Consider the following 22,656-nt stretch of genomic DNA (forward strand, 5'->3'; position numbering starts at 1 on the left):
GTTCCTTTTGTGCTATACAGGAATTTGTGAAAAGATACACAAGAAAATGGAGATAACAAGGAGGAATACAAAATGGTTAAGGCAATTATGCATGGATGTAACGGAAAAATGGGACAGGTGATCTCGGGACTTGTAAAGGAGGATGATGTGATCGAGATCGTGGCAGGTATTGATAAATTCACCGGAATTGAGAATCCGTACCCGGTATTTACAAGCCTCGCAGAGTGTGATGTGCAGGCAGATGTTGTGATTGATTTCTCAAACGCAGCAGCAGTTGATGAGCTTCTGGATGTATGTGTGGAGAAAACTCTTCCGGTTGTTCTTTGCACAACAGGACTTTCTGAGGAACAGCTTGCAAAGGTGAAAGAAGCAGGAGAAAAAGTTGCGGTTCTCCGTTCTGCAAACATGTCACTGGGAGTCAATCTTTTGATGAAGCTTTTAAAGGATGCAGCAAAGGTTCTTGCTCCGGCAGGCTTTGATATTGAAATTGTAGAAAAACATCATAATCAGAAAGTTGATGCTCCAAGTGGAACAGCGATCGCACTTGCAGATTCGATTAATGAAGCGATGGCTGACCAGTATGTATACAATTATGACCGCAGCCATGAACGAAAAAAACGTGAGAAAAACGAAATCGGGATCGTTGCAGTACGTGGAGGTACGATCGTTGGACAGCATGACGTCATCTTTGCGGGGGCAGATGAAGTGATCGAATTCCACCACACTGCATATTCAAAAGCAATTTTTGGAAAAGGTGCAGTTGAAGCTGCCAAATTCCTGGCTGGAAAACCGGCAGGAATGTACGATATGAGTGATGTGATCGGACTGTAAGCAGAAAAAGCTTTTATACAAGAGGGAGGAAGTTATGAAAGCATTAGAGGAGAAATATCTGGAAGGGCTGTCGGAATTATTTCCATCAATCGCAGCTGCGTCCACAGAAATTATTAACTTACAGGCAATCGTGAATCTTCCAAAAGGAACGGAACATTTTCTGACGGATATTCACGGAGAATATGAAGCGTTTGCACATGTGCTGAAGAACGGATCGGGTTCGGTAAAGCGCAAGGTCGATGATGTATTTGCAAACACAATGAGCAGCCGGGACAAGCAGACACTGGCAACCTTGATCTACTATCCGCGGGAGAAGATGGAGCGGATCCGGGAAGAAGAACAGAATATGGATGACTGGTACAAGATCATGCTGTACCGTCTGATCGAGGTAGCAAAACGTTCGGCGAGCAAATATACCAGATCGAAGGTCAGAAAAGCACTCCCGAAGGATTTTGCATATGTGATCGAGGAACTGATCACAGAAAAGTCAGGAATGACAGATAAGGAATCATATTATAATTCGATCATCAGTACAATTATCCAGATCGGAAGAGCGGAGGAATTTATTGTAGCCTTGTGTGAACTGATCCAGCGTCTGGTTGTGGATCACCTGCATATTGTCGGTGATATTTACGACAGAGGTCCGGGACCGCATCTGATTATGGACAAGCTGATGGAGTATCATTCGGTGGACATCCAGTGGGGGAATCATGATATCCTGTGGATGGGAGCGGCAGCGGGGCAGAAATGCTGTATTGCGAATGTAATCCGTATCTGTGCCCGCTATGGGAATCTGGATATTCTGGAGGATGGATATGGGATCAATCTGCTTCCGCTTGCAACTTTCGCATGGAAACAGTATGCAAAAGATCCCTGTGAATGCTTTTTATTAAAAGGGCAGGACAATTGCAAACCACAGGAGCTGGAACTGAATATGAAAATGCACAAGGCAATTTCTGTTATCCAGTTCAAAGTAGAAGGACAGGCAGCAGAGCTTTATCCGGAATTTGGTTTCCAAAAAAGAAACTTTCTGGATAAGATCAACTACGAGGAAGGGACCATAACGATAGGAGGAAAAATCTATCAGCTTCTGGATGATTATTTTCCGACCATAGATCCGAAGAATCCATATCAGCTTTCAGCTGAGGAAGAAGAGATCATGAACCGCCTGGTGAAAGCGTTCCAGAACTGTGAAAAACTGCAGCGGCATATGCGTTTCCTGTTGAACAAAGGAAGTCTTTATAAGATTTACAATTCCAATCTGCTGTATCACGGCTGTGTTCCACTGAATGATGACGGATCACTCAGAAAGGTAAAGATATACGGTAAAAGCTATCAGGGAAGGGCACTTTATGATGTGATGGAGTCCTATGTGAGAAAAGGATTTTTTGCGGTAGATCCGAATGAAAAGAAAAAAGGGCGTGACCTGATGTGGTATATCTGGCAGGGTGCGAATTCTCCTCTTTTCGGCAAAGATAAAATGGCGACCTTTGAGCGTTATTTCCTTGCAGAAAAGGAGCTGTGGAAAGAGAAAAAGAATGCGTATTATCTTCTTCTTGAAGATGAAAATGTGATGAACGGAATTCTGGATGAATTTGGCCTGGACAGAGAAATTTCCCATATCATCAACGGACATGTTCCGGTGAAAACGAAAAATGGAGAGAATCCGGTCAAATGTGGTGGAAAAGTGCTTGTTATTGATGGCGGATTTTCAAAAGCGTACCAGAAAGAAACCGGAATTGCAGGATACACGCTGATCTATAATTCCTATGGACTGATCCTTGCGGCGCATGATCCGTTTGAATCGACGGAGGCAGCTATTGAAAAAGAAAGAGATATCCATTCGGACAGTGTGATCGTAAAACGGACACTCGAACGCAAGACGGTAGGAGATACTGATGTTGGAAAAGTACTGAAGGAACGGATCGCGGATCTGGAGGCATTGCTGGACGCTTACAGAAGTGGTCAGATCATCGAAAAAATGTAACTGTTCAGAGCCAAGCAAAATTTCATAAAACAGGTGTAAAATGCGTAGCATTTTGGAGGTTGGCTCTGAACAGTTACGAAAAAAATTAAAAATACGTATAAAAATCCTTTTTCTGCGGATAGTAATAGTACAAGTATTTTACAGAAAAAGGAGAATTACAACATGCAATATCTAAGAAGAATGGTTCTGGTTTTTACCTGTGTGATGCTGATGGGAGGAATTACGGCGTGTGGAAATGGTGATAACGCTGCAAATCCGGATACGAATACCGGTGGGACGAATCAGAATGGAACGGTAAATGATGTCACAAACGATATCGGAGATGGCGTTGAGGATGCAGTAGATGATGTGAAAGACGGAGTCGATGATATGACCAGAAACGGGACAGAGGACCGGAATGTAAATGATAATCATACAATAGATGGTCAGGAATAGGGAAAAGGCAAGACTTTGCGGAAAAGTCTTGCCTTTTTACAGACAAAAGGTAGTAAAATGTCCGTGGGTGTGATACAATATGACGGTATGCAAAGACGAGATCAACAGAAAAAGCGGAGGACTTCATGAAATTTCGACCATGTATAGATATTCATAACGGTGCAGTCAAGCAGATTGTGGGTGGTAGCCTGAAAGATGCGGGAAATGCAGCGGTAGAAAATTACATATCCAGACAGGATGCAGATTATTATGCGACAATGTATAAGAAAGATGGACTTACCGGAGGACACATTATTTTGCTGAATCCGCCGGCATCGGAATACTATGATGCGACAAAGGCACAGGCACTGAAAGCACTACATGCCTATCCGGGCGGAATGCAGATCGGCGGAGGAATTACTGCAGAAAATGCTGCAGAGTATCTGGAGGAAGGGGCAAGTCATGTGATCGTTACATCCTATGTATTTCAGAATGGACAGGTGCGGTATGACCGGCTGGATCGGCTGAAAAAGGCAGTAGGGAAAGAGCATCTGGTACTGGATCTCAGCTGCCGGAGGCGCGAGAACAGTTATTATATTGTAACCAACAGATGGCAGACATTTACTGAGCTCAGACTGATACCGGAGGTCCTGGAAGAGCTGTCCGGATGGTGTGATGAATTTCTGGTTCACGGGGTTGATGTAGAAGGAAAAGCATCTGGTACAGAGGAGGATCTGGTCAGGATGCTTGCGGCGTGGGACGGACTTCCGATCACCTATGCCGGTGGAATTGGAAGCATGGAGGATCTGCGGGAGTTTGCACGGATCAGCGGGGAAAAGCTGGACTATACGATCGGCAGTGCACTGGATCTTTTTGGCGGTAAGATTCCGTATGCCGAGCTGACAGAACCGGTGAAATAAACTGATTGAAGAATAAAAGAAATGGTGCTACAATGGATACTGTCTATCTATAGCGGAAAAAAGCAAAACACTTCAGACAGAAGTGATAAGCAAGGAATATAAGGAGCTTAATAAAATGGGAATTATTGAAAAGATATTTGGAACGCACAGCGAACATGAATTGAAGCGAATCTACCCGATCGTGGATCATATTGATGCGCTGGAGCCGGAGATGCAGAAGCTCTCCGATGAGGAATTGAAAGAAAAGACGAAAGAATTCAAGGAGAGGCTTGCAAAAGGAGAGACACTGGACGATCTTCTTCCGGAAGCGTTTGCTGTTGTAAGAGAGGCAGCTGTCCGTGTACTTGGAATGCGCCACTACCGTGTACAGATGATCGGTGGTATCATCCTGCATCAGGGCCGTATTGCCGAGATGAAGACCGGTGAAGGTAAAACACTTGTATCTACACTGCCGGCATACTTAAATGCACTGACCGGAGAAGGGGTGCATATTGTAACAGTCAACGACTATCTGGCAAAGCGTGATGCTGAGTGGATGGGAAAGGTTCATGAATTCCTGGGACTGACTGTTGGAGTTGTTCTGAACCAGATGGATAATGATGAACGACGTGCAGCGTATAATTGCGATATCACTTATGTGACGAATAATGAACTTGGTTTCGATTACCTCCGTGATAACATGGTTATCTATAAAGAACAGCTGGTACAGCGCGGTATGAAATATGCACTTATCGATGAGGTTGACTCAGTTCTGATCGATGAAGCGAGAACACCGCTTATCATTTCCGGACAGAGCGGAAAGTCAACCAGACTTTACGAAGCATGTGATGTTCTGGCAAGACAGCTGGAGAGAGGTGAAGCAAGCGGGGAATTCTCTAAGATGAATGCCATTATGGGAGAAGAGATCGAAGAGACCGGAGACTTCATTGTCAATGAAAAAGAAAAGAATATCAACCTGACCGAAGAGGGTGTGAAGAAGGTTGAGAAGTTCTTCCATATTGAGAACCTTGCTGACCCGGAGAACCTGGAGATCCAGCACAACATCATTCTGGCACTGCGTGCACATAATCTGATGTTCCGTGACCAGGATTATGTAGTAAAAGATGATGAGGTCCTGATCGTTGATGAATTTACCGGACGTATCATGCCGGGACGCCGTTATTCTGACGGACTTCATCAGGCAATCGAAGCAAAAGAGCATGTAAAGGTCAAGAGAGAAAGCAAGACTCTGGCTACCATTACATTCCAGAATTTGTTTAATAAATATGAGAAGAAATCCGGTATGACAGGTACAGCCCTCACAGAGGAACAGGAGTTCCGTGATATTTACGGAATGGACGTTATTGAGATTCCGACGAATGTTCCGGTACAGAGAATTGACCTGGAGGATGCCGTTTACAAATCAAAGAAAGAGAAATTTAACGCAGTTATTGATGCAATCTGTGAAGCGCATGAAAAAGAACAGCCGGTTCTGGTTGGTACGATCACGATCGAAACTTCCGAGCTCCTCAGTAAGATGCTCAGTAAACGCGGCGTAAAACATAATGTACTGAATGCCAAGTTCCATGAATTGGAGGCTGAGATCGTTGCACAGGCAGGACAGCATGGGGCTGTTACGATCGCAACCAACATGGCAGGCCGTGGTACGGATATCAAGCTTGATGAAGAATCAAGAGCAGCCGGCGGACTGAAGATCATCGGTACAGAACGTCATGAGTCCCGTCGTATTGACAACCAGTTGCGTGGACGTGCCGGACGTCAGGGCGATCCGGGAGAATCCAGATTCTATATTTCTCTGGAGGATGACCTGATGCGTCTGTTCGGTTCCGAGAGACTGATGGATGTATTTACCAAGCTTGGAGTAGAAGAAGGAGAACAGATCGAGCACAAGATGCTTTCAAGTGCGATTGAGAAGGCTCAGAAGAAGATTGAGAGCAATAACTTTGGTATTCGTAAGAACCTGCTTGAATATGACCAGGTAATGAACGAACAGAGAGAGATCATCTACGATGAAAGACGCAGAGTCCTTGACGGTGAGAATATGAGAGATTCTATCTTCCATATGATCACAGACTTTGTGGAAAATACTGTCGATGCCAATCTTTCTGAGGAACAGGATTTTGAAGAATGGGATCTTGGAGCAATGAACCGTGACCTTCTGGATGTGATTCCAACGCTTCCGCCGGTTACGGAGGAGGATGCAAAGGATAAAGAGCCAAAAGAGATCAAGCATCTCCTGAAAGAACGTGCTGCAAAAGCATACGAAGAAAAAGAAGCACAGTTCCCGGAAGCAGAGCATCTGCGTGAGGTGGAGCGTGTGTTCCTTCTGCGTGTGATCGATGCAAAATGGATGGATCACATTGATGATATGGATCAGTTACGTCAGGGAATCGGTCTGCAGGCTTACGGACAGAGAGATCCTTTGGTTGAATACAAGATGATCGGATATGATATGTTCGGTGAAATGACACGTGCAATCGAAGTGGATACAGTCAGACTTCTCTTCCATGTCAATGTAGAACAGAAGGTTGAAAGAGAACAGGTTGCAAAGGTAACCGGTACCAATAAAGATGACAGCGTTGCGAAGGGACCAAAGGTACGTGCCGAGAAAAAGATATATCCAAATGATCCATGCCCGTGTGGAAGCGGCAAGAAATACAAACAGTGCTGTGGAAGAAAATAAATACGACTGTTTGGATTTTTATATAATTTTATGAGATTTGAGGTGATACAGTGGTTGAATTAGACGGATTTAAGCAGACATTAAATGCGTATGAAGAACCCCTGAAGGAAATGAGGGATTCACTTTGACCTGGCAGGCAAAGAAAAACGGATTGAAGAGCTGGAAAGAAAGATAGAAGAACCGGGGTTCTGGGACAAGACAGAGCTTTCGCAGAGGATCATGAAAGAACTCCGGAAAATGCAGGACTGTGTGAAGGAGGTCCGGGATCTGGAAAGTTCATATGAAGATATCAATGCACTGATCGAACTTACGGAAGAGGAAGAAGACCGGGAGATGATCAAAGAGATCCAGCGTGAGATCGCTAAATTTGAAAAAGAATTTGAAGATCTCAGGATCCGGACGCTTCTTTCGGGAGAATATGATTCCTGCAATGCAATCGTGACACTGCATGCAGGAGCCGGAGGAACAGACAGCTGTGACTGGGCAAATATGCTGTATCGTATGTATACAAGATATGCACAGTCAAAAGGATTTCAGATAACCGTGTTGGACTATCAGGACGGAGATATTACCGGACTGAAAGGAATCACGTTTGAAGTAACGGGAGATAATGCATATGGCTATTTTCAGTCAGAAAAGGGAGTGCACCGTCTGGTGCGTATTTCTCCGTTCAATTCAGCAGGCAAGAGGCAGACATCTTTTGCATCCTGTGATGTGATACCGGATATTGAAGATGATATTGACATTGAGCTGAATGACGACGACCTGCGGATCGATACCTACCGTTCGAGCGGAGCCGGAGGACAGCATATCAACAAGACTTCGTCTGCGGTGCGGATCACGCATCTTCCGACAGGAATCGTAGTGCAGTGCCAGAATGAACGTTCGCAGCTTTTTAATAAGGACAAAGCGATGCAGATGTTGAAAGCCAAGCTGTATCTTTTGAAAAAGCAGGAGCAGGAAGAAAAGGTATCCGGTATCCGGGGGGAAGTTCAGGATATCAATTTTGGAAGCCAGATCCGATCCTATATTTTACATCCCTACAATCTGGTCAAGGATCACCGTACCGGTGAAGAGACCGGAAATGTAAGTGCAGTTCTGGATGGGGAGCTGGATCCATTTATCAATGCTTATCTGAAACAGAGGAGTAACAATGGATAATACAAAGTACTATGTGGTAAAGAAAAAAGCAGTGCCGGAGGTACTCATAAAGGTTGTCGAGACAAAGAGACTGCTCGCAACCAGACGTGGAATGACTATTCAGGAAGCGACAGAAGAGATCGGTATCAGCAGAAGTTCTTTCTATAAATATAAGGATGACATTTTCCCATTTCACGAAAATGAAAAAGGAAGGACTGTTACGATGGTTATTCAGCTTGATGATACACCGGGGGTTATGGCAGAGCTTTTAAACGCGGTGGCAAGGTATCAGGCGAATATCCTGACTATTCACCAGAGTATTCCGATCAACGGGGTGGCAACACTGACACTCAGTGTGGAGGTGCTGCAGACAACGAAGAATCTGTCGGAGATGGTGGAAGAGATTGAACAGCATTCAGGTGTGCATTATTTGAAAATCGTAGGCAGGGAGTAGACAAAAAGATGAAGATTGCAGTATTGGGTTATGGTACCGTAGGTTCTGGTGTGGTAGAAGTTCTGGATGTAAATCAGAAGCTGATCGCGTCACGGGCAAAAGAAAAAATTGAAGTAAAATATGTGTTGGATCTGAGAAATTTCCCGGGAGATAAGATCCAGGAAAAGATTGTTCATGATTATGAGATTATCCTGAATGATCCGGAGATTGGAATTGTAGTAGAAGTGATGGGCGGTGTGGAACCGGCGAATACCTTTGTCAGAAAAGCACTGGAAGCAGGAAAAAGTGTTGTGACATCCAATAAGGCGTTGGTTGCCAAGCATGGATCCGCACTTCTTAAAACAGCACGGGAAAAGAATGTGAATTTCCTTTTTGAAGCAAGTGTGGGAGGGGGGATTCCAATCCTCCGGGCACTTGGATCATCCCTGACAGGTGATGAGATCGAAGAAATCGCAGGAATCCTGAACGGAACAACCAATTACATGATGACCAGGATGTTCTACGAGGGAGCGAACTATGAAGAGGTTCTCCGTGAAGCACAGAAGAATGGATTTGCAGAGGCAGATCCGACTGCTGATGTGGAAGGACAGGATGCATGCCGGAAGATCGCGATCCTTGCATCGATCATCTCAGGAAAATATGTGGATTTTGAAGAAATTTATACCGAAGGTATTACAAAGATCACAACAGAAGATATGCAGTATGCAAAGGCTCTGGGAATGAATATCAAACTTCTTGCTGAGTGTAAGCATGTGGACGGAACTCTTTATGCGGGAGTTGCACCGGTGCTTCTTCATGCAGAACATCCGCTTTACAGTGTGAATGGTGTATTTAATGCCGTATTTGTAAAGGGGAATATGCTGGGAGATGCGATGTTCTACGGAAGTGGGGCAGGAAAGCTTCCGACTGCAAGTGCGGTTGTGGCTGACATTGTGGCAGTTGTACAGAATCAGGGCAGAGATATCATGAATTTCTGGAGCGAAGAAAAGCTTACATTGGAAGACAGAAGCAAGACCAGCAAGAAGTTCCTGGTGCGAATCCGTGGAAATGAGGATGCGCTCAAAGAACGAATCGGCAATGATTTTGGTGAAGTAAGATTTGTAGAGGCAGGAGTCAATGGAGAATTCGGTTTTGTCACACCGGTGATGACCGAGGGAGAATATGAGGAAAAAGCAAAAGCTTATCCGGAAATTCTGCATATGATAAGAGTAGAAGAAGAAGTATAAAAATGCAGGAACTGTAGGAGGAAATTATGCTGGTAGTTAAGAAATTTGGCGGCAGTTCGGTTGCAGATAAAGAGAGGATCTTTAATGTGGCAAGACGCTGCGCAGAAGAGTATCAGATGGGGAATGATGTGATCGTTGTTCTCTCTGCAATGGGAGATACAACAGATGAACTGCTTGAGAAGGCAGCCGAGATCAATCCGTATCCATCGAAACGAGAACTTGATATGCTCCTTACCACGGGAGAACAGGTATCTGTGGCACTGATGGCAATGGCACTTCAGTTTTTGAATGTTCCGGCAATCTCGCTGAATGCATTCCAGGTAAAGATGCATTCTACGGCGCGGAACGGAAATGCAAGATTTAAAAGAGTGGATACAGACCGTATCACCCACGAACTGGAGAACCGTAAGGTCGTGATCGTAACCGGATTCCAGGGAGTCAACCATTATGGAGACTATACCACACTTGGAAGAGGTGGATCCGATACGACAGCTGTGGCACTTGCGGCTGCAATGCATGCAGACAAATGCGAGATCTATACAGACGTAGACGGTGTTTACACTGCAGACCCGAGAGTGGTACCGAATGCGCGCAAGATCGAAGAGATCACCTATGATGAGATGCTGGAGCTTGCAACATCAGGGGCAAAGGTTTTACATAATCGTTCTGTAGAGATGGCGAAAAAATACGGGGTTGAGCTGGTTGTACGTTCCAGCCTGAACACAGAAGAAGGAACCCTGGTCAAGGAGGTAGCAAAGGTGGAAAAAATGTTAATTACCGGCGTTGCGGCAGATAAAAATACAGCGAGAATTTCAGTAATGGGTGTAGAAGACAAACCAGGTACTGCGTTTAAGATTTTCAATACACTTGCAAAGCATAATATCAACGTAGATATTATTCTTCAGTCAGTTGGACGTGACGGAACAAAAGACATTACATTTACTGTATCACAGGATGATCTTAAAGAGGCAATGGAAGTTCTGGAAGCCAGAAAAGAAGCCCTTACGATCAGAGAGATGAATTACAACGAAAAAGTAGCAAAGGTATCGATCGTAGGAGCCGGAATGCTCAGCAATCCGGGCGTTGCTGCGACCATGTTTGAATCACTTAGCAATTCCAATATCAATATCAATATGATTTCTACATCAGAGATCCGTATCACGGTTCTGATCGATGAAAAAGATGCAGACCGTGCACTGGTTGCAATCCATGACGGATTTGGTCTGGAAGACTAATAAAAAGAATGTGGTCGCAAATGTACCGGATGGCGCATTTGCGGAAGAAAAAAGGATTGGGAAATTTCTCAATCCTTTTTCTGACTCAGTGTACTGTTATGATATTTGCTGGAAAAGGTGACATCCTCACCAAACCAATCCGGCGGGGTAAAGGAATTTGCCTCTTCTTCGGAAGAGAATTCGACTTCGGCAAGGAGAAGTGGGGCGAGATCACCGGCGAAGACATCAAGCTCGATCGTGAGATGATCTCCGTAAGGGATGCAGTAGCGTTCTTTTGTGATAATGCGCCCGTCTGCCTTTTCGCGCAGATGGCAGTAGGCTTCCTCGGTAAGAGGAAGATTATGTTCTTCACGAATCATCAGACCTTTGGATTTGTAGGTCAGGATGTAGTCATCAGCATCCCTGCGGACACGGACAACCGGTTCGGTGCAGAGATAAGCCTGCTCAAGTGTGCGGTGCGGATAAGCTTCAAGGTGATCTGGAAGCTTATGAATCAGATATTTGCGTTCAATTTCCATGGGAAAGCCCTCCTTATACATTCATTAACAGTATAGCGGAGTTTTTCGGGGGAGACAAGGCAGAAAGTTGCCATTTTTGCAGGCTTCTGTTACAATGGGGAACATCAGGAAAAAGAAAGGATGGACAAGATTATGAGTGAAGTATGTGTATTTCTTGCAGATGGATTTGAAGAAATTGAAGGTCTTACGGTCGTTGATCTTTTAAGAAGAGCCGGGATCGAGACCAGAACCGTTTCCATCATGGGACAGGAAGAGATCCAGGGGGCACACGGAATTATAGTAAAAGCAGACAGCTTGTTTGAAAATACAGATTTTTCAGAGGTGAAGATGCTGGTGCTTCCGGGGGGGATGCCGGGAACAATCCATTTAAAAGAACACAAAGGTCTTGAAAAGCTGATCTTAAAACATAATGAAGAAAAAAAATATCTGGCTGCAATCTGTGCGGCACCGACCGTATTTGGCGGAATGGGAATCCTGAAAGGAAAGAAGGCAATCTGCTATCCGGGAATGGAAGAAGGACTTACCGGAGCGGAAGTTACCTGTCAGCCGGCAGTGACAGATGGACATATCACAACCAGCCGGGGACTTGGAACCGCGATCGATTTTGCACTTGCGCTGATCAGCGAGCTGCGGGATAAAGAAAGCGCAGATACCATTTCAAAGCAGGTAGTCTATGAACGGTAGTTTCTGGAAAAAGAGAAAAGCAGGCAGTGTGTTTCTGGCAGTGTTGCTTTTGACTACACTGCTTGCCGGATGTGGGATCAATGAAGGAAAGGCGGAAAAATATGTGCAGGCGAACCTGGATCTGACTTTTCAGGGACAAACCCAGGAAGCAAAAGAAATCCTCGGAGCATCAGACAGTGATCTGAAAAAGGTCTATGAGAACGGGATCAATGCTTTTGTCCAGGACTGTCTGCTAAATGGTGTGGAGACGGAAAATGACTTTTCTGAGACATATGGTGTATTGATCAAAGAGATCTTTAGTTCTGTCCGTTATCAGGTAAGTGGTGTAAAAAAGACAGGGAGTAAGACCTGTGAGGTGACGGTAAAGTACCAGCCGGTGGATGTATTTACCCGCTTCATGCCGAAGCTGAAGGAAGAGTCCGAGAAGATCCAGGCAGACAAAGATGCAGGAAAGTACAGCGGAACAGATGAAGAAATCAAAGAGGCAATGGTGTTGGATTACATGACCGGTGCATACAGCCTTTTAAGAAGTTCTTATCTTGATATGCAGTATGGAGAGAAGCAGGAATATACCTTTACCGTGACGCAAAAAGGGCGGAATACCTGGTCGATCGGTGATGAGGAATTAAATGGCTTTATAGAACGAATTTTAGAGCTTGATAAACTGTAGAAGTTGTGCTATACTTGTAAAATGATTGTAATGTAGATAAGTCTGTCGACTTTTTGCATATGTAAATTTAGGAGGAAATGGTAATGAGTTTACAAGTTGAACAGTTAGAACACAATATGGCGAAACTCACAATCGAAGTTTCAGCAGAAGAATTAGAAGGAGCACTTCAGAAAGCATATCAGAAACAGAAAAGCAGAATTAATGTTCCTGGATTCCGTAAAGGAAAAGTTCCGCGCCAACTCATCGAAAAGATGTACGGACCGGAAATCTTCTATGATGATGCAGCAAACGCTCTGATTCCGGAAGCATATTCAAAAGCATACGATGAAAGCGGACTTGAGATCGTATCTCAGCCGAAGATCGATGTAACACAGATCGAAAAAGGAAAACCGTTCATCTTCACAGCTGAAGTAGCTACAAAGCCGGAAGTAGAACTTGGCGAATACAAAGGAATCGAAGTTCCGAAATATTCTAACCGCGTAACACAGAAAGAAATCGACGCTAAGCTTGAGGAAGAACAGCTTAAGAACGCAAGAACAATCACAGTAGAAGGACGTCCGGTACAGGATAAAGACGAAGTTGTCCTTGATTTTGAAGGATTTGTAGATGGAGAAGCTTTTGAAGGCGGAAAGGGAGAAAACTATCCGCTGACGATCGGTTCAGGATCTTTCATTCCGGGATTTGAAGAACAGCTGATCGGTGCAGAACCAGAAAAAGAAGTTGAAGTTAAGGTTACATTCCCGGAAGATTACCATGCAGAAGACCTCAAAGGAAAAGAAGCTGTATTCAAATGCACAGTTCATGAAATCAAAGCAAAAGAACTTCCGGAGCTTGATGATGAATTTGCTTCAGAAGTATCAGAATTCGATACTCTTGATGAATTAAAAGCTGATATCAAAGCTAAGATCAAAGAGCAGAAAGTAAACGATGGCAAGAGAGCACAGGAAGATGCAGCTGTAGATGCGATCATCGAATCAGCTAAGATGGATCTTCCGGAAGCTATGGTTGATACACAGGCAAGACAGATGCTTGATGAATTCGCTCAGAGAATGCAGCAGCAGGGACTGACTCTTGACCAGTACATGCAGTTCACAGGCATGACAGCTGACAAGATGATGGATGAACTTCGTCCGCAGGCTGAGAAGAGAATCAAGACAAGACTTGTTCTTGAAGCAATTGCAAAAGCAGAAAACATCGAAATCACAGATGAAAAATTAGACGAAGAGATCGCTAAGATGGCAGAAGCTTACCAGATGGAAGCTGACAAGCTTAAGAGCTTTATGGGCGACAAAGAAAAAGAACAGATGAAGCAGGATATGGCAGTTCAGGAAGCAATTACATTTGTAGTTGACAATGCCGTAGAAAAATAAGTATCTGTTTCATACTTTAATATAGCAGGAGGAGTGTTACATGAGTAGTTTAGTACCTTATGTCGTTGAACAGACAAGCCGTGGAGAACGCTCTTACGACATTTATTCAAGACTTTTAAAAGACAGAATCATTTTCCTGGATACTGAAGTGAATGATGCATCAGCGAGCCTGATCGTAGCGCAGCTGCTGTTTCTGGAAGCAGAAGATCCGGAAAAGGATATCCAGTTTTATATTAACAGTCCTGGCGGATCAATTTCAGCAGGTATGTCGATCTACGACACTATGAATTACATCAAATGTGACGTCTCTACGATGTGTATGGGAATGGCTGCAAGTATGGGAGCCTTCCTTCTCGCAGGCGGAGCAAAGGGAAAGAGATATGCCCTTCCGAATGCAGAGATTATGATTCACCAGCCTTCAGGCGGTGCACAGGGTCAGGCAACCGAGATTGAGATCAATGCACAGCATATTCTGAAGATCAGAGAAAGAATGAACAGATTGATGGCTGCAAATACAGGTCAGAGTTATGAGACAATTTGTGCAGATACGGAAAGAGATAACTGGAAGACTGCCGAAGAAGCTTTGGCATATGGATTGATTGATAAGGTTATTACAAGCCGTTAACGGGAAAAGGGAATGTCCTTATTGGGACATTCCCTTTACGTGTAAAAAAGTGCGAGGTAAGAATATGGCAGGAAAATATGAAGAAATCGTAAGATGTTCTTTTTGCAATAAACCACAGAGTCAGGTACGCAAGATGATCGCCGGACCAAATGGGGTGTTTATCTGTGACCAGTGTGTGGATGTATGTACTGAGATCATTGAAGATGAACTTGGTTATGAAGAAGAAAATGCATATGATGATATCAATCTTCTGAAACCGGAAGAAATCAAGGCATTTCTGGATGATTATGTGATCGGACAGGACGAAGCAAAGAAAGTACTTTCTGTTGCGGTATATAATCACTATAAGCGTATTATGGCAGAAAAAGATCTGGGCGTGGAGCTTCAGAAGAGTAATATCCTGATGGTAGGACCGACAGGATGTGGTAAGACTTTTCTGGCACAGTCTCTCGCAAAAATTCTGAATGTACCGTTTGCAATTGCAGATGCAACTGCGCTTACAGAGGCAGGATATGTCGGAGAAGATGTAGAGAATATTCTTCTTAAGATCATTCAGGCAGCAGATGGTGATATTGAACGTGCAGAGCACGGAATCATTTATATCGATGAGATTGACAAAATCACAAGAAAATCTGAGAATCCGTCGATTACCCGTGATGTATCAGGAGAAGGTGTTCAGCAGGCACTTCTGAAGATCCTGGAAGGTACAATCGCAAATGTACCGCCACAGGGTGGACGTAAGCATCCGCAGCAGGAGATGATCCAGATCGATACCACCAATATTTTATTTATCTGCGGTGGAGCGTTTGAGGGAATAGATAAGATCATAGAGAACAGAATAGATAAGAAATCCATTGGATTTGAGGCACAGATCGCGCAGCGGCATGAGGAAGATATCGACCGGCTTCTGCAGCAGATCCTTCCACAGGATCTTGTGAAGTTCGGACTGATCCCGGAACTTGTAGGACGTGTGCCGGTAACTGTATCCCTGGAACTTCTGGATAAAGAAGACCTGATCCGCATTCTGACGGAACCGAAGAATGCGATCGTAAAACAGTACCAGAAGCTTCTGGAGCTGGATGATGTGGAACTGGAATTCGACAAAGAGGCGCTGGAGGCGATTGCTGAGACTTCCCTGAAGCGTAAGACAGGAGCCAGAGGACTCCGTGCGATCATGGAAAATGTAATGATGGATATCATGTATAAAGCACCGTCTGATGAGAATCTGAAATACTGTCTTGTGACAAAAGAGGCAGTACTTGGGGAGAAAGCACCGAGTACAGAAAAGATCGAAGCAAGACCGGAAAGTGCATAAGAAAATCAGACGTATGGAAATGGGTGCTGACGGTTAAGGCCAGAAGCATCCATTTTTATTTAACAGGAGAAAAAACTATATGAACAGAACAGAAAGTCTGCCAATGGTTGCCCTGCGGGGAATGACAATTCTGCCGGAGATGGTGGCACATTTTGACATCAGCCGGGAACGCTCGATTGAAGCGGTTCAGGAAGCGATGGCAAGCGACCAGAAGATTTTTTTGCTGACACAGAAAGATGTGGAAGTGGAAAATCCGGGAGAAGCAGATCTCTACCGTGTGGGAACAGTTGCGACAGTAAAACAGATCATCAAACTGCCAAAGCAGATTCTGCGGGTGCTTGTATCTGCAGAAGAGCGGGCGGTTTTAAATACAATAGAATTTGCAGATCCGTATCTTCGGGCAAATATTACGATCCCGGAAGAGAGTGATCCGGATATCGCAGGCGAGATCAACCGGGAAGCGATGATGCGGGGACTTCGGGATCTGTATCTGGATTATGCGGCGAGAATGCCGAAGATCACAAAAGATATGGTAAACCAGATCAAAGAGATCACGGAATTGAAAAAGATGGTGAATCAGGTGGCAGCGAATATGCCTCTGGATTACCGGGAATTGCAGGAAATCCTGGAAGAACTTGATTTTGACAGACGTTATGAGCTTATTTCCTTTAAGTTGGTCAATGAGATGCAGATCATGAACATCCGCGATGAGATCCAGATGAAGGTGAAAGAGCGTGTGGATAAGCATCAGAGAGAATATATCCTGCGCGAACAGTTGAAGCTGATCCGAGAAGAGCTTGGTGAGGATACTACAATTTCCGATGCGGAGGAATTTGCACAGAAGACAGAAGCGCTGGATGCACCGGATGAGGTAAAAGAAAAGCTGAAAAAAGAGATCAGCAGATTTAAAAATTCCATGCAGAGTCCGGCAGAAGCGGGCGTGATCCGTACATATATTGAAACCATGCTGGAAATGCCATGGAATAAGCGGGCTGAGGATTTTACAGACATTGCATATGCGAAAGAGCTTCTGGAAGCAGAACATTACGGACTGGAAGAGGTGAAAGAACGTGTGCTGGAGTTTCTGGCAGTACGTGCTCTTACGAAAAAGGGTGACAGCCCGATCCTGTGTCTGGTAGGTCCTCCGGGAACTGGAAAGACATCCATTGCAAGATCACTTGCAAAAGCACTGAAAAAACCGTATGTGAGAATTTCTCTTGGCGGTGTCCGTGATGAGGCTGAAATCCGTGGACACAGAAAAACTTATGTTGGTGCAATGCCGGGACGGATCGCAAACGGTATTAAGAGCGCCGGGGTAAAGAACCCACTGCTCCTTCTGGATGAGATTGATAAAGTCAGCACAGACTATAAGGGAGATACTTTTTCTGCGCTTCTGGAGGTGTTGGACAGTGAACAGAACAATCGTTTCCGTGATCATTATCTGGAAGTTCCGGTCGATCTGTCTGAGGTGACATTTGTAACGACGGCTAACTCGCTGCAGACAATCCCCCGACCACTTCTTGACCGTATGGAAGTAATTGAGGTCAGCAGTTATACGGAGAACGAAAAGCTGCATATTGCGACAGAACATCTGATTCCAAAGCAGTTGGAAAGACATGGACTAACAAAAGAACAGCTTACGATCAGTAAGGGCGTGATCTGGAAAATTGCGCAGAACTACACCAAGGAAGCCGGTGTGCGTCAGATGGAGCGTGAAATCGGTAATATCTGCAGGAAGGCTGCCAGAGAGATCTATGAACATGATAAAAAGAGAGTTCAGGTAACAGAGCGGAATATTGAAAAGTATCTTGGAAAAGAAAAGTACACCTATCAGATGGCAAATGCCGAGGATGAGGTGGGAATCGTCCGTGGTCTGGCATGGACCAGTGTAGGAGGAGATACCCTGCAGATTGAAGTGAATGTAATGCCAGGAAAGGGTGAGATTATTCTGACGGGACAGCTTGGCGATGTGATGAAAGAATCTGCGCAGGCAGGAATCAGTTATATCCGGTCAATCAGCAGTAAATATAAGGTTGCTGAAGATTTCTTTGAAAAACATGATATCCATATCCATATTCCGGAAGGGGCAGTTCCGAAAGATGGACCTTCAGCCGGTATTACGATGGCGACTGCGATGCTCTCTGCAATTACAGACAAGAAAGTGCGTGCCGATCTTGCCATGACGGGTGAGATTACGCTGCGGGGAAGAGTACTTCCGATCGGAGGACTGAAAGAGAAGCTCCTGGCGGCAAAGAATGCCGGAATCAGGACGGTACTTGTACCGCGGGAGAACAAAAAAGATGTGGATGAACTTTCTTCTGAGATCACAAAGGGACTGGAGATTATTCCGGTATCGCAGATGGAAGAGGTTCTGAAAATCGCACTTATACGCACACGGAGGAAAAAAGATGGTAATTAAGAATGTAAATCTGGAAACAGTCTGTGGAATTACAAGTAAATTGCCGGATCACACTTTGCCGGAGATCGCATTTGCCGGAAAATCCAATGTCGGTAAATCTTCTCTGATCAATGCACTGATGAACCGGAAGGCGCTTGCCAGAACTTCGGCAAAACCTGGAAAAACACAGACCATCAACTTTTACAATATCAACGAAGAAATGTATCTGGTGGACCTTCCGGGATACGGTTATGCAAAGGTTTCCGAGCAGGAGAAGGCACAGTGGGGAAAGCTGATCGAGCGTTATCTTCATGGCTCTAAACAGCTGCGAGCCGTCTTCCTTCTGATCGATATCCGTCATGATCCATCTGCGAATGATAAGATGATGTATGATTGGATCGTGGATCAGGGATTCAATCCGATCATTATCGCGACAAAGCTTGATAAGCTGAAGAGAAGTCAGGTACAGAAGCAGGTAAAGGCAATTAAGACCGGACTGAAGCTGCTTCCGGGAACTGTTGTGATTCCTTTCTCAGCAGAGACAAAGCAGGGACGGGATGAGATCTGGAATCTTGTAGACACAGAATTCCTGGGAAAAGGAACAGAGGAATAACCTTGAAAAATCCATTGCATTATCAGTTTTCGGATTATGATTGTGGATCGACGTCCATGCAGAATGCGAGCAGCTTCCTCAATGCATCCAAACAAGATGTATGGCGATTCGGGCGCTGATATCTCAAGTGGGTTGCATCAACTAAGATACGGGGAGAAAAAGTTCACCCCCACAAATTCCACTTTGGGCGGGATTTGTGGGGGTTGCTTTTTCTAGTTGGTTGGTAAGAAAAGCAAGTGGGATACCAATTTTTAGAATGTGGATATCATTTTAGATTTCTTGCCAGATTATATAAATTTTTGATTACATCAGTTTTCTAAACAGATCTTTCAGATCTTCTACGGATGCGTCTTTTGGATTTCCAGGTGCGCAGGCATCGGCGTGGGCGGATTCTGCGAGGAACTGGAGATCTTCTTCTTTGAGGGCTTCGAGTTTGGATGGGATTCCTACGTCTTCAGAGAGTTTGCGGACTGCATCTACAGCTGCTTTTCTGTATTCTTCCTGAGACATATTATCTACGCCTTCAACTCCCATTGCGCGGGCGATTTCACGGTATTTTTCTCCTGTGCAGTCTGCGTTGTATTCCATTACGATCGGAAGCATCATTGCGCATGCAACACCGTGTGGTGTGTCATAGACTGCTCCAAGGGTATGAGCCATTGAGTGAGCGATTCCAAGACCTACGTTTGAGAAGCCCATTCCGGCGATGTACTGTCCAAGAGCCATTCCTTCTCTTCCTTCTTTGGTGTTTTCAACAGCACCGCGGAGAGATTTGGAGATAATCTCGATTGCTTTTAAGTGGAACATATCTGTCATTTCCCATGCGGCTTTTGTGGTGTAGCCTTCGATCGCATGAGTTAATGCATCCATACCGGTTGAAGCGGTCAGTCCTTTTGGCATAGAAGACATCATTTCCGGGTCTACAACAGCGATGATTGGCATATCATGTGGGTCTACACAGACGAATTTACGTTTCTTTTCTACATCTGTTACTACATAGTTGATCGTAACTTCTGCAGCAGTACCGGCGGTTGTCGGAACGGCAATGATCGGAACGCAAGGTTTCTTTGTCGGAGCCACACCCTCCAGGCTTCTTACATCTTCAAATTCCGGGTTTGCGATGATGATACCGATTGCTTTGGAAGTATCCATAGAAGATCCGCCGCCGATTGCGATGATGTAATCAGCACCTGAATTTTTGAAAGCCTGTACACCGTGCTGTACGTTCTCAATAGTCGGGTTTGCTTTGATATCAGAGTAGATTTCGTAAGCAAGTCCTTCTTTGTCTAAGATATCTGTTACTTTGGAAGTAACATTGAATTTGATCAGATCCGGGTCAGAACATACAAGAGCTTTTTTGAAACCATGAGCTTTTGCTTCTGTTGCAATCTCTGCGATTGCACCTGCTCCGTGATAAGATGTCTGATTTAACATAATTCTGTTTGCCATGATACATATCTCCTTTTCGTTTATGGTAAAATCACTTGTTTCTGATACTATTTTAACAATAAGAAGGTGGTAAAAAAAGTTACAGAATATGAAAAGTGTAACATTTATACAAAAACTTAAGACAAAATATGCAAATCAGTGAAAAGTTGCATAAGTTTTTCCGGCATGCCAAGTACCAGTTGTTTTGCAAGCTGCGCAGGCGGAAATTTCATTCCGCCAAGCAGCCATTTGACAGTCATGTAAATCGAGCCACGGCAGTACATCTCTAAAAGAAATGAAGTTTCTGCATCCGGGCGTCTTCCGGTTTTCTGGAAAATAAGGTTTGAATAGAATTCCAGAATCAGTTCAAAATCATGTTCTTTTAAAGAGTTCTGATCGTCAGAGCGGAATGCTGCAGCGAAAAACAGGTGCTCTTCCTTTAAATATTCAAATTTTTTGACCAGTCCGTCATAAACAGTGGTACCTTCGCCCATATGTTCAAATGATTTAAGAAGAAGCTTGTCGAAATACCAGTTGATCAGATCGTACTTATCCAGAAAATTGCGGTAAAAGGTCTGGCGTGTGACGCCGCAGACTTCCACAATCTGGCGGATGGTGATATCATCGACAGAAGTGGTCTTCATGCAGGTTTTCATTGCTTCGGCGAGCCGGTATTTGGTAGATTCGGATTTGGCCATGTTCAATTCTCCTTAATCGTAGGCATGTTTTTTTCTATATAAATAGTACGGTATGATCAAAGCTGTGGTAGTGATCCAGGAAATCGGATAACTAAGCATTACACAGGTTGTGGTATGGTGTGCCGGTAAGACAAACATAATCCACGGAATACGGATCAGACATACGCCGCCAAGTGTGATCAGTGTCGGCAGCAGGACATCGCCGGTTCCGCGAAGTGCACCGGAGAGAACTTCAATAAATACATAAATAGTGTAGCACGGTGCCATAAAACGCAGCATATCAATACCGATATTGATTACATTTTGATCTGTCGTAAAAATTGAGAACAGTGGGCGGCAGAAGATGGCTAAAAACAGTACGATCCCTCCGCACACAGCCACTGCCATGGCAAGGCAGATACGTACACTTTTGAAAATACGGTCTTTTTTTCCTGCTCCGTAATTCTGACCGGCAAAGGTTGTGATCGCAATTCCGAAGGCTCCGTTGACTGTCCAGAAAAGCGCATCCAGTTTACCAAAAGAAGCCCATGCAGCGGCAGTATCGGTTCCGAAACCATTGATCGCTGCCTGAATAATGATATTGGTAATACTGTACATAAATGCCTGCAGTGCACTTGGAATACCGATGCGGAATTCCAGACGCAGCTTCAAAAGGTCTATGTGCAGTTTGCTCAGATAAAGCTTGCAGTCATCATATTTTTTCATCAGTGCATTGGTAACAAGGATTGCACTTACTGCCTGTGAAATAATGGTCGCGATAGCGGCTCCGACAATTCCCATATCAAATACGATTACCAGTACCAGATCGAGGATGATGTTTAGAAAACAACAGACGATCAGGTAATATAGTGGTCTGCGGGAATCACCGATGGAGCGCATGATTGCTGAGCCTATATTAAAGATCAAGGTACCGAAAATACCTAAAAAGTAAATCCGCAGATAAAGAATAGAATCGGCAAGTGTATCTGCAGGTGTATCGATGAGCTTCAAAAGAAATGGTGTTAAGGCCCATCCGAGTATTGTAAATACAATACTGAGAATAACGGAAAAAGCATAGGCGGTATGCAGACTCTTTTGCAGATTCCGCTCATCCTTTGCTCCATAAAACTGAGAAACAATTACAGATGCACCGCTTGCAAGTCCCGTAAAACATCCGATGATCAGATTGGAAAGAACGGCAGAAGATCCCCCGACTGCGGCAAGTGCGCCCTTTCCGACAAAACGACCGACGATGACAGCATCTACGGTGTTATAAAGCTGTTGAAATAAAGTTCCAACCACAATAGGAAAGAAAAAAATCAATAATTGCTTCCAGATAACTCCTTCGGTAATCTGATTGGTTTTTGTACTTTCGTTTGACATGTTAATAACCTCCAATGAAAAAACTAATAGCCATGAGCAAAACTCCACACATTCAGTATTTATGCGGATTTGCGAGGCATGGCAA

At 44.4% G+C, this 22,656-nt stretch carries 20 protein-coding genes; 16 read left to right on the top strand and 4 right to left on the bottom strand.

Annotation, left to right across the window (positions count from 1 at the left end; genetic code table 11):
* Positions 1 to 72: 72 nt before the first annotated feature.
* The 9 genes from dapB (at position 73) to PGW42_RS10960 (ending at position 10,890) form a co-directional block, all read left to right on the top strand.
* Positions 73 to 831 carry a 4-hydroxy-tetrahydrodipicolinate reductase gene (gene dapB, locus PGW42_RS10920; protein WP_022220287.1) on the top strand — a complete coding sequence of 253 codons (759 nt, stop codon included), beginning with the start codon at positions 73 to 75 and terminating at the stop codon, positions 829 to 831.
* A gap of 34 nt (positions 832 to 865) precedes the next feature.
* Positions 866 to 2,818 carry a fructose-1,6-bisphosphatase gene (locus PGW42_RS10925; protein ID WP_270203591.1) on the top strand — a complete coding sequence of 651 codons (1,953 nt, stop codon included), beginning with the start codon at positions 866 to 868 and terminating at the stop codon, positions 2,816 to 2,818.
* A 162-nt stretch (positions 2,819 to 2,980) separates the two neighbouring features.
* Complete coding sequence (locus tag PGW42_RS10930) at positions 2,981 to 3,253, top strand: hypothetical protein (protein WP_270203592.1); 273 nt, start codon at positions 2,981 to 2,983, stop codon at positions 3,251 to 3,253.
* 125 nt (positions 3,254 to 3,378) lie between these two features.
* Positions 3,379 to 4,152, top strand: a complete 774-nt coding sequence (gene hisA / locus PGW42_RS10935; RefSeq protein WP_117824292.1) for a phosphoribosylformimino-5-aminoimidazole carboxamide ribotide isomerase — start codon at positions 3,379 to 3,381, stop codon at positions 4,150 to 4,152.
* Positions 4,153 to 4,267: 115 nt separating this feature from the next.
* Complete coding sequence (gene secA / locus PGW42_RS10940) at positions 4,268 to 6,835, top strand: preprotein translocase subunit SecA (protein ID WP_022220283.1); 2,568 nt, start codon at positions 4,268 to 4,270, stop codon at positions 6,833 to 6,835.
* 50 nt (positions 6,836 to 6,885) lie between these two features.
* Positions 6,886 to 7,996 (top strand): peptide chain release factor 2 gene (prfB, locus tag PGW42_RS10945; protein ID WP_117556961.1). Its coding sequence is split into 2 segments (ribosomal slippage): positions 6,886 to 6,960 and positions 6,962 to 7,996, totalling 1,110 coding nucleotides; the frame shifts between segments, so codons are not numbered across the junction.
* The gene (locus PGW42_RS10950) at positions 7,989 to 8,429 is read left to right on the top strand and encodes an ACT domain-containing protein (RefSeq protein ID WP_008374505.1); all 441 of its coding nucleotides are present in this window, start codon (positions 7,989 to 7,991) and stop codon (positions 8,427 to 8,429) included. The genes prfB and PGW42_RS10950 overlap by 8 nt, the downstream gene beginning before the upstream one ends.
* Positions 8,430 to 8,437: 8 nt before the next feature.
* On the top strand, positions 8,438 to 9,655 hold the full coding sequence (locus PGW42_RS10955; protein WP_117835643.1) for a homoserine dehydrogenase: 1,218 nt from the start codon (positions 8,438 to 8,440) through the stop codon (positions 9,653 to 9,655).
* A 26-nt stretch (positions 9,656 to 9,681) separates the two neighbouring features.
* Complete coding sequence (locus PGW42_RS10960; protein ID WP_173687649.1) at positions 9,682 to 10,890, top strand: aspartate kinase; 1,209 nt, start codon at positions 9,682 to 9,684, stop codon at positions 10,888 to 10,890.
* A gap of 68 nt (positions 10,891 to 10,958) precedes the next feature.
* Here the strand turns inward: PGW42_RS10960 and PGW42_RS10965 are convergent, their stop codons facing one another.
* Entirely contained in the window at positions 10,959 to 11,408 is a 450-nt protein-coding gene (locus tag PGW42_RS10965) for a CYTH domain-containing protein (protein WP_117556965.1), read from the bottom strand.
* Between the two features lie 132 nt (positions 11,409 to 11,540).
* Here PGW42_RS10965 and PGW42_RS10970 point away from each other — a divergent pair, with 132 nt between their 5' ends.
* From PGW42_RS10970 to yihA, 7 genes are all read left to right on the top strand, one after another.
* Complete coding sequence (locus PGW42_RS10970) at positions 11,541 to 12,092, top strand: DJ-1 family glyoxalase III (protein ID WP_117557029.1); 552 nt, start codon at positions 11,541 to 11,543, stop codon at positions 12,090 to 12,092.
* Entirely contained in the window at positions 12,082 to 12,762 is a 681-nt protein-coding gene (locus tag PGW42_RS10975; protein ID WP_117556967.1) for a hypothetical protein, read from the top strand. The genes PGW42_RS10970 and PGW42_RS10975 overlap by 11 nt, the downstream gene beginning before the upstream one ends.
* An 83-nt stretch (positions 12,763 to 12,845) precedes the next feature.
* A complete protein-coding gene (gene tig / locus PGW42_RS10980) occupies positions 12,846 to 14,132 on the top strand; it encodes a trigger factor (protein ID WP_055246719.1) in 1,287 nt (428 codons plus the stop codon).
* A gap of 40 nt (positions 14,133 to 14,172) precedes the next feature.
* Complete coding sequence (gene clpP, locus PGW42_RS10985; protein WP_008374523.1) at positions 14,173 to 14,757, top strand: ATP-dependent Clp endopeptidase proteolytic subunit ClpP; 585 nt, start codon at positions 14,173 to 14,175, stop codon at positions 14,755 to 14,757.
* A gap of 64 nt (positions 14,758 to 14,821) precedes the next feature.
* On the top strand, positions 14,822 to 16,072 hold the full coding sequence (clpX, locus tag PGW42_RS10990; RefSeq protein ID WP_008374524.1) for an ATP-dependent Clp protease ATP-binding subunit ClpX: 1,251 nt from the start codon (positions 14,822 to 14,824) through the stop codon (positions 16,070 to 16,072).
* Positions 16,073 to 16,151: 79 nt separating this feature from the next.
* The gene (gene lon / locus PGW42_RS10995) at positions 16,152 to 18,491 is read left to right on the top strand and encodes an endopeptidase La (RefSeq protein WP_270203593.1); all 2,340 of its coding nucleotides are present in this window, start codon (positions 16,152 to 16,154) and stop codon (positions 18,489 to 18,491) included.
* Positions 18,481 to 19,083, top strand: coding sequence for a ribosome biogenesis GTP-binding protein YihA/YsxC (gene yihA / locus PGW42_RS11000; protein WP_008374529.1), 603 nt, complete (start codon positions 18,481 to 18,483; stop codon positions 19,081 to 19,083). Before lon ends, yihA begins: the two co-directional genes overlap by 11 nt.
* A 303-nt stretch (positions 19,084 to 19,386) precedes the next feature.
* Here yihA and fucO read toward each other — a convergent pair whose 3' ends face one another.
* From fucO to PGW42_RS11015, 3 genes are all read right to left on the bottom strand, one after another.
* On the bottom strand, positions 19,387 to 20,532 hold the full coding sequence (gene fucO, locus PGW42_RS11005) for a lactaldehyde reductase (RefSeq protein WP_118218149.1): 1,146 nt from the start codon (positions 20,530 to 20,532) through the stop codon (positions 19,387 to 19,389).
* A 116-nt stretch (positions 20,533 to 20,648) separates the two neighbouring features.
* Positions 20,649 to 21,209, bottom strand: coding sequence for a TetR/AcrR family transcriptional regulator C-terminal domain-containing protein (locus PGW42_RS11010; protein ID WP_270203594.1), 561 nt, complete (start codon positions 21,207 to 21,209; stop codon positions 20,649 to 20,651).
* 12 nt (positions 21,210 to 21,221) lie between these two features.
* Positions 21,222 to 22,571, bottom strand: coding sequence for an MATE family efflux transporter (locus PGW42_RS11015; protein ID WP_118218152.1), 1,350 nt, complete (start codon positions 22,569 to 22,571; stop codon positions 21,222 to 21,224).
* Positions 22,572 to 22,656 lie beyond the last annotated feature (85 nt).

Source organism: Coprococcus sp. TM115-187, assembly GCF_027679115.1.
GTDB classification, from domain to species: Bacteria; Bacillota; Clostridia; order Lachnospirales; family Lachnospiraceae; genus Allocoprococcus; species Allocoprococcus comes.

What these genes read in the sequence shown, in the direction of transcription:
- dapB (WP_022220287.1), top strand. Translation starts at nt 73, where the DNA reads ATGGTTAAGGCAATTATGCATGGATGTAACGGAAAAATGGGACAGGTG.
- PGW42_RS10925 (WP_270203591.1), top strand. Translation starts at nt 866, where the DNA reads ATGAAAGCATTAGAGGAGAAATATCTGGAAGGGCTGTCGGAATTATTT.
- PGW42_RS10930 (WP_270203592.1), top strand. Translation starts at nt 2,981, where the DNA reads ATGCAATATCTAAGAAGAATGGTTCTGGTTTTTACCTGTGTGATGCTG.
- hisA (WP_117824292.1), top strand. Translation starts at nt 3,379, where the DNA reads ATGAAATTTCGACCATGTATAGATATTCATAACGGTGCAGTCAAGCAG.
- secA (WP_022220283.1), top strand. Translation starts at nt 4,268, where the DNA reads ATGGGAATTATTGAAAAGATATTTGGAACGCACAGCGAACATGAATTG.
- PGW42_RS10950 (WP_008374505.1), top strand. Translation starts at nt 7,989, where the DNA reads ATGGATAATACAAAGTACTATGTGGTAAAGAAAAAAGCAGTGCCGGAG.
- PGW42_RS10955 (WP_117835643.1), top strand. Translation starts at nt 8,438, where the DNA reads ATGAAGATTGCAGTATTGGGTTATGGTACCGTAGGTTCTGGTGTGGTA.
- PGW42_RS10960 (WP_173687649.1), top strand. Translation starts at nt 9,682, where the DNA reads ATGCTGGTAGTTAAGAAATTTGGCGGCAGTTCGGTTGCAGATAAAGAG.
- PGW42_RS10965 (WP_117556965.1), bottom strand. Translation starts at nt 11,408, where the DNA reads ATGGAAATTGAACGCAAATATCTGATTCATAAGCTTCCAGATCACCTT.
- PGW42_RS10970 (WP_117557029.1), top strand. Translation starts at nt 11,541, where the DNA reads ATGAGTGAAGTATGTGTATTTCTTGCAGATGGATTTGAAGAAATTGAA.
- PGW42_RS10975 (WP_117556967.1), top strand. Translation starts at nt 12,082, where the DNA reads ATGAACGGTAGTTTCTGGAAAAAGAGAAAAGCAGGCAGTGTGTTTCTG.
- tig (WP_055246719.1), top strand. Translation starts at nt 12,846, where the DNA reads ATGAGTTTACAAGTTGAACAGTTAGAACACAATATGGCGAAACTCACA.
- clpP (WP_008374523.1), top strand. Translation starts at nt 14,173, where the DNA reads ATGAGTAGTTTAGTACCTTATGTCGTTGAACAGACAAGCCGTGGAGAA.
- clpX (WP_008374524.1), top strand. Translation starts at nt 14,822, where the DNA reads ATGGCAGGAAAATATGAAGAAATCGTAAGATGTTCTTTTTGCAATAAA.
- lon (WP_270203593.1), top strand. Translation starts at nt 16,152, where the DNA reads ATGAACAGAACAGAAAGTCTGCCAATGGTTGCCCTGCGGGGAATGACA.
- yihA (WP_008374529.1), top strand. Translation starts at nt 18,481, where the DNA reads ATGGTAATTAAGAATGTAAATCTGGAAACAGTCTGTGGAATTACAAGT.
- fucO (WP_118218149.1), bottom strand. Translation starts at nt 20,532, where the DNA reads ATGGCAAACAGAATTATGTTAAATCAGACATCTTATCACGGAGCAGGT.
- PGW42_RS11010 (WP_270203594.1), bottom strand. Translation starts at nt 21,209, where the DNA reads ATGGCCAAATCCGAATCTACCAAATACCGGCTCGCCGAAGCAATGAAA.
- PGW42_RS11015 (WP_118218152.1), bottom strand. Translation starts at nt 22,571, where the DNA reads ATGTCAAACGAAAGTACAAAAACCAATCAGATTACCGAAGGAGTTATC.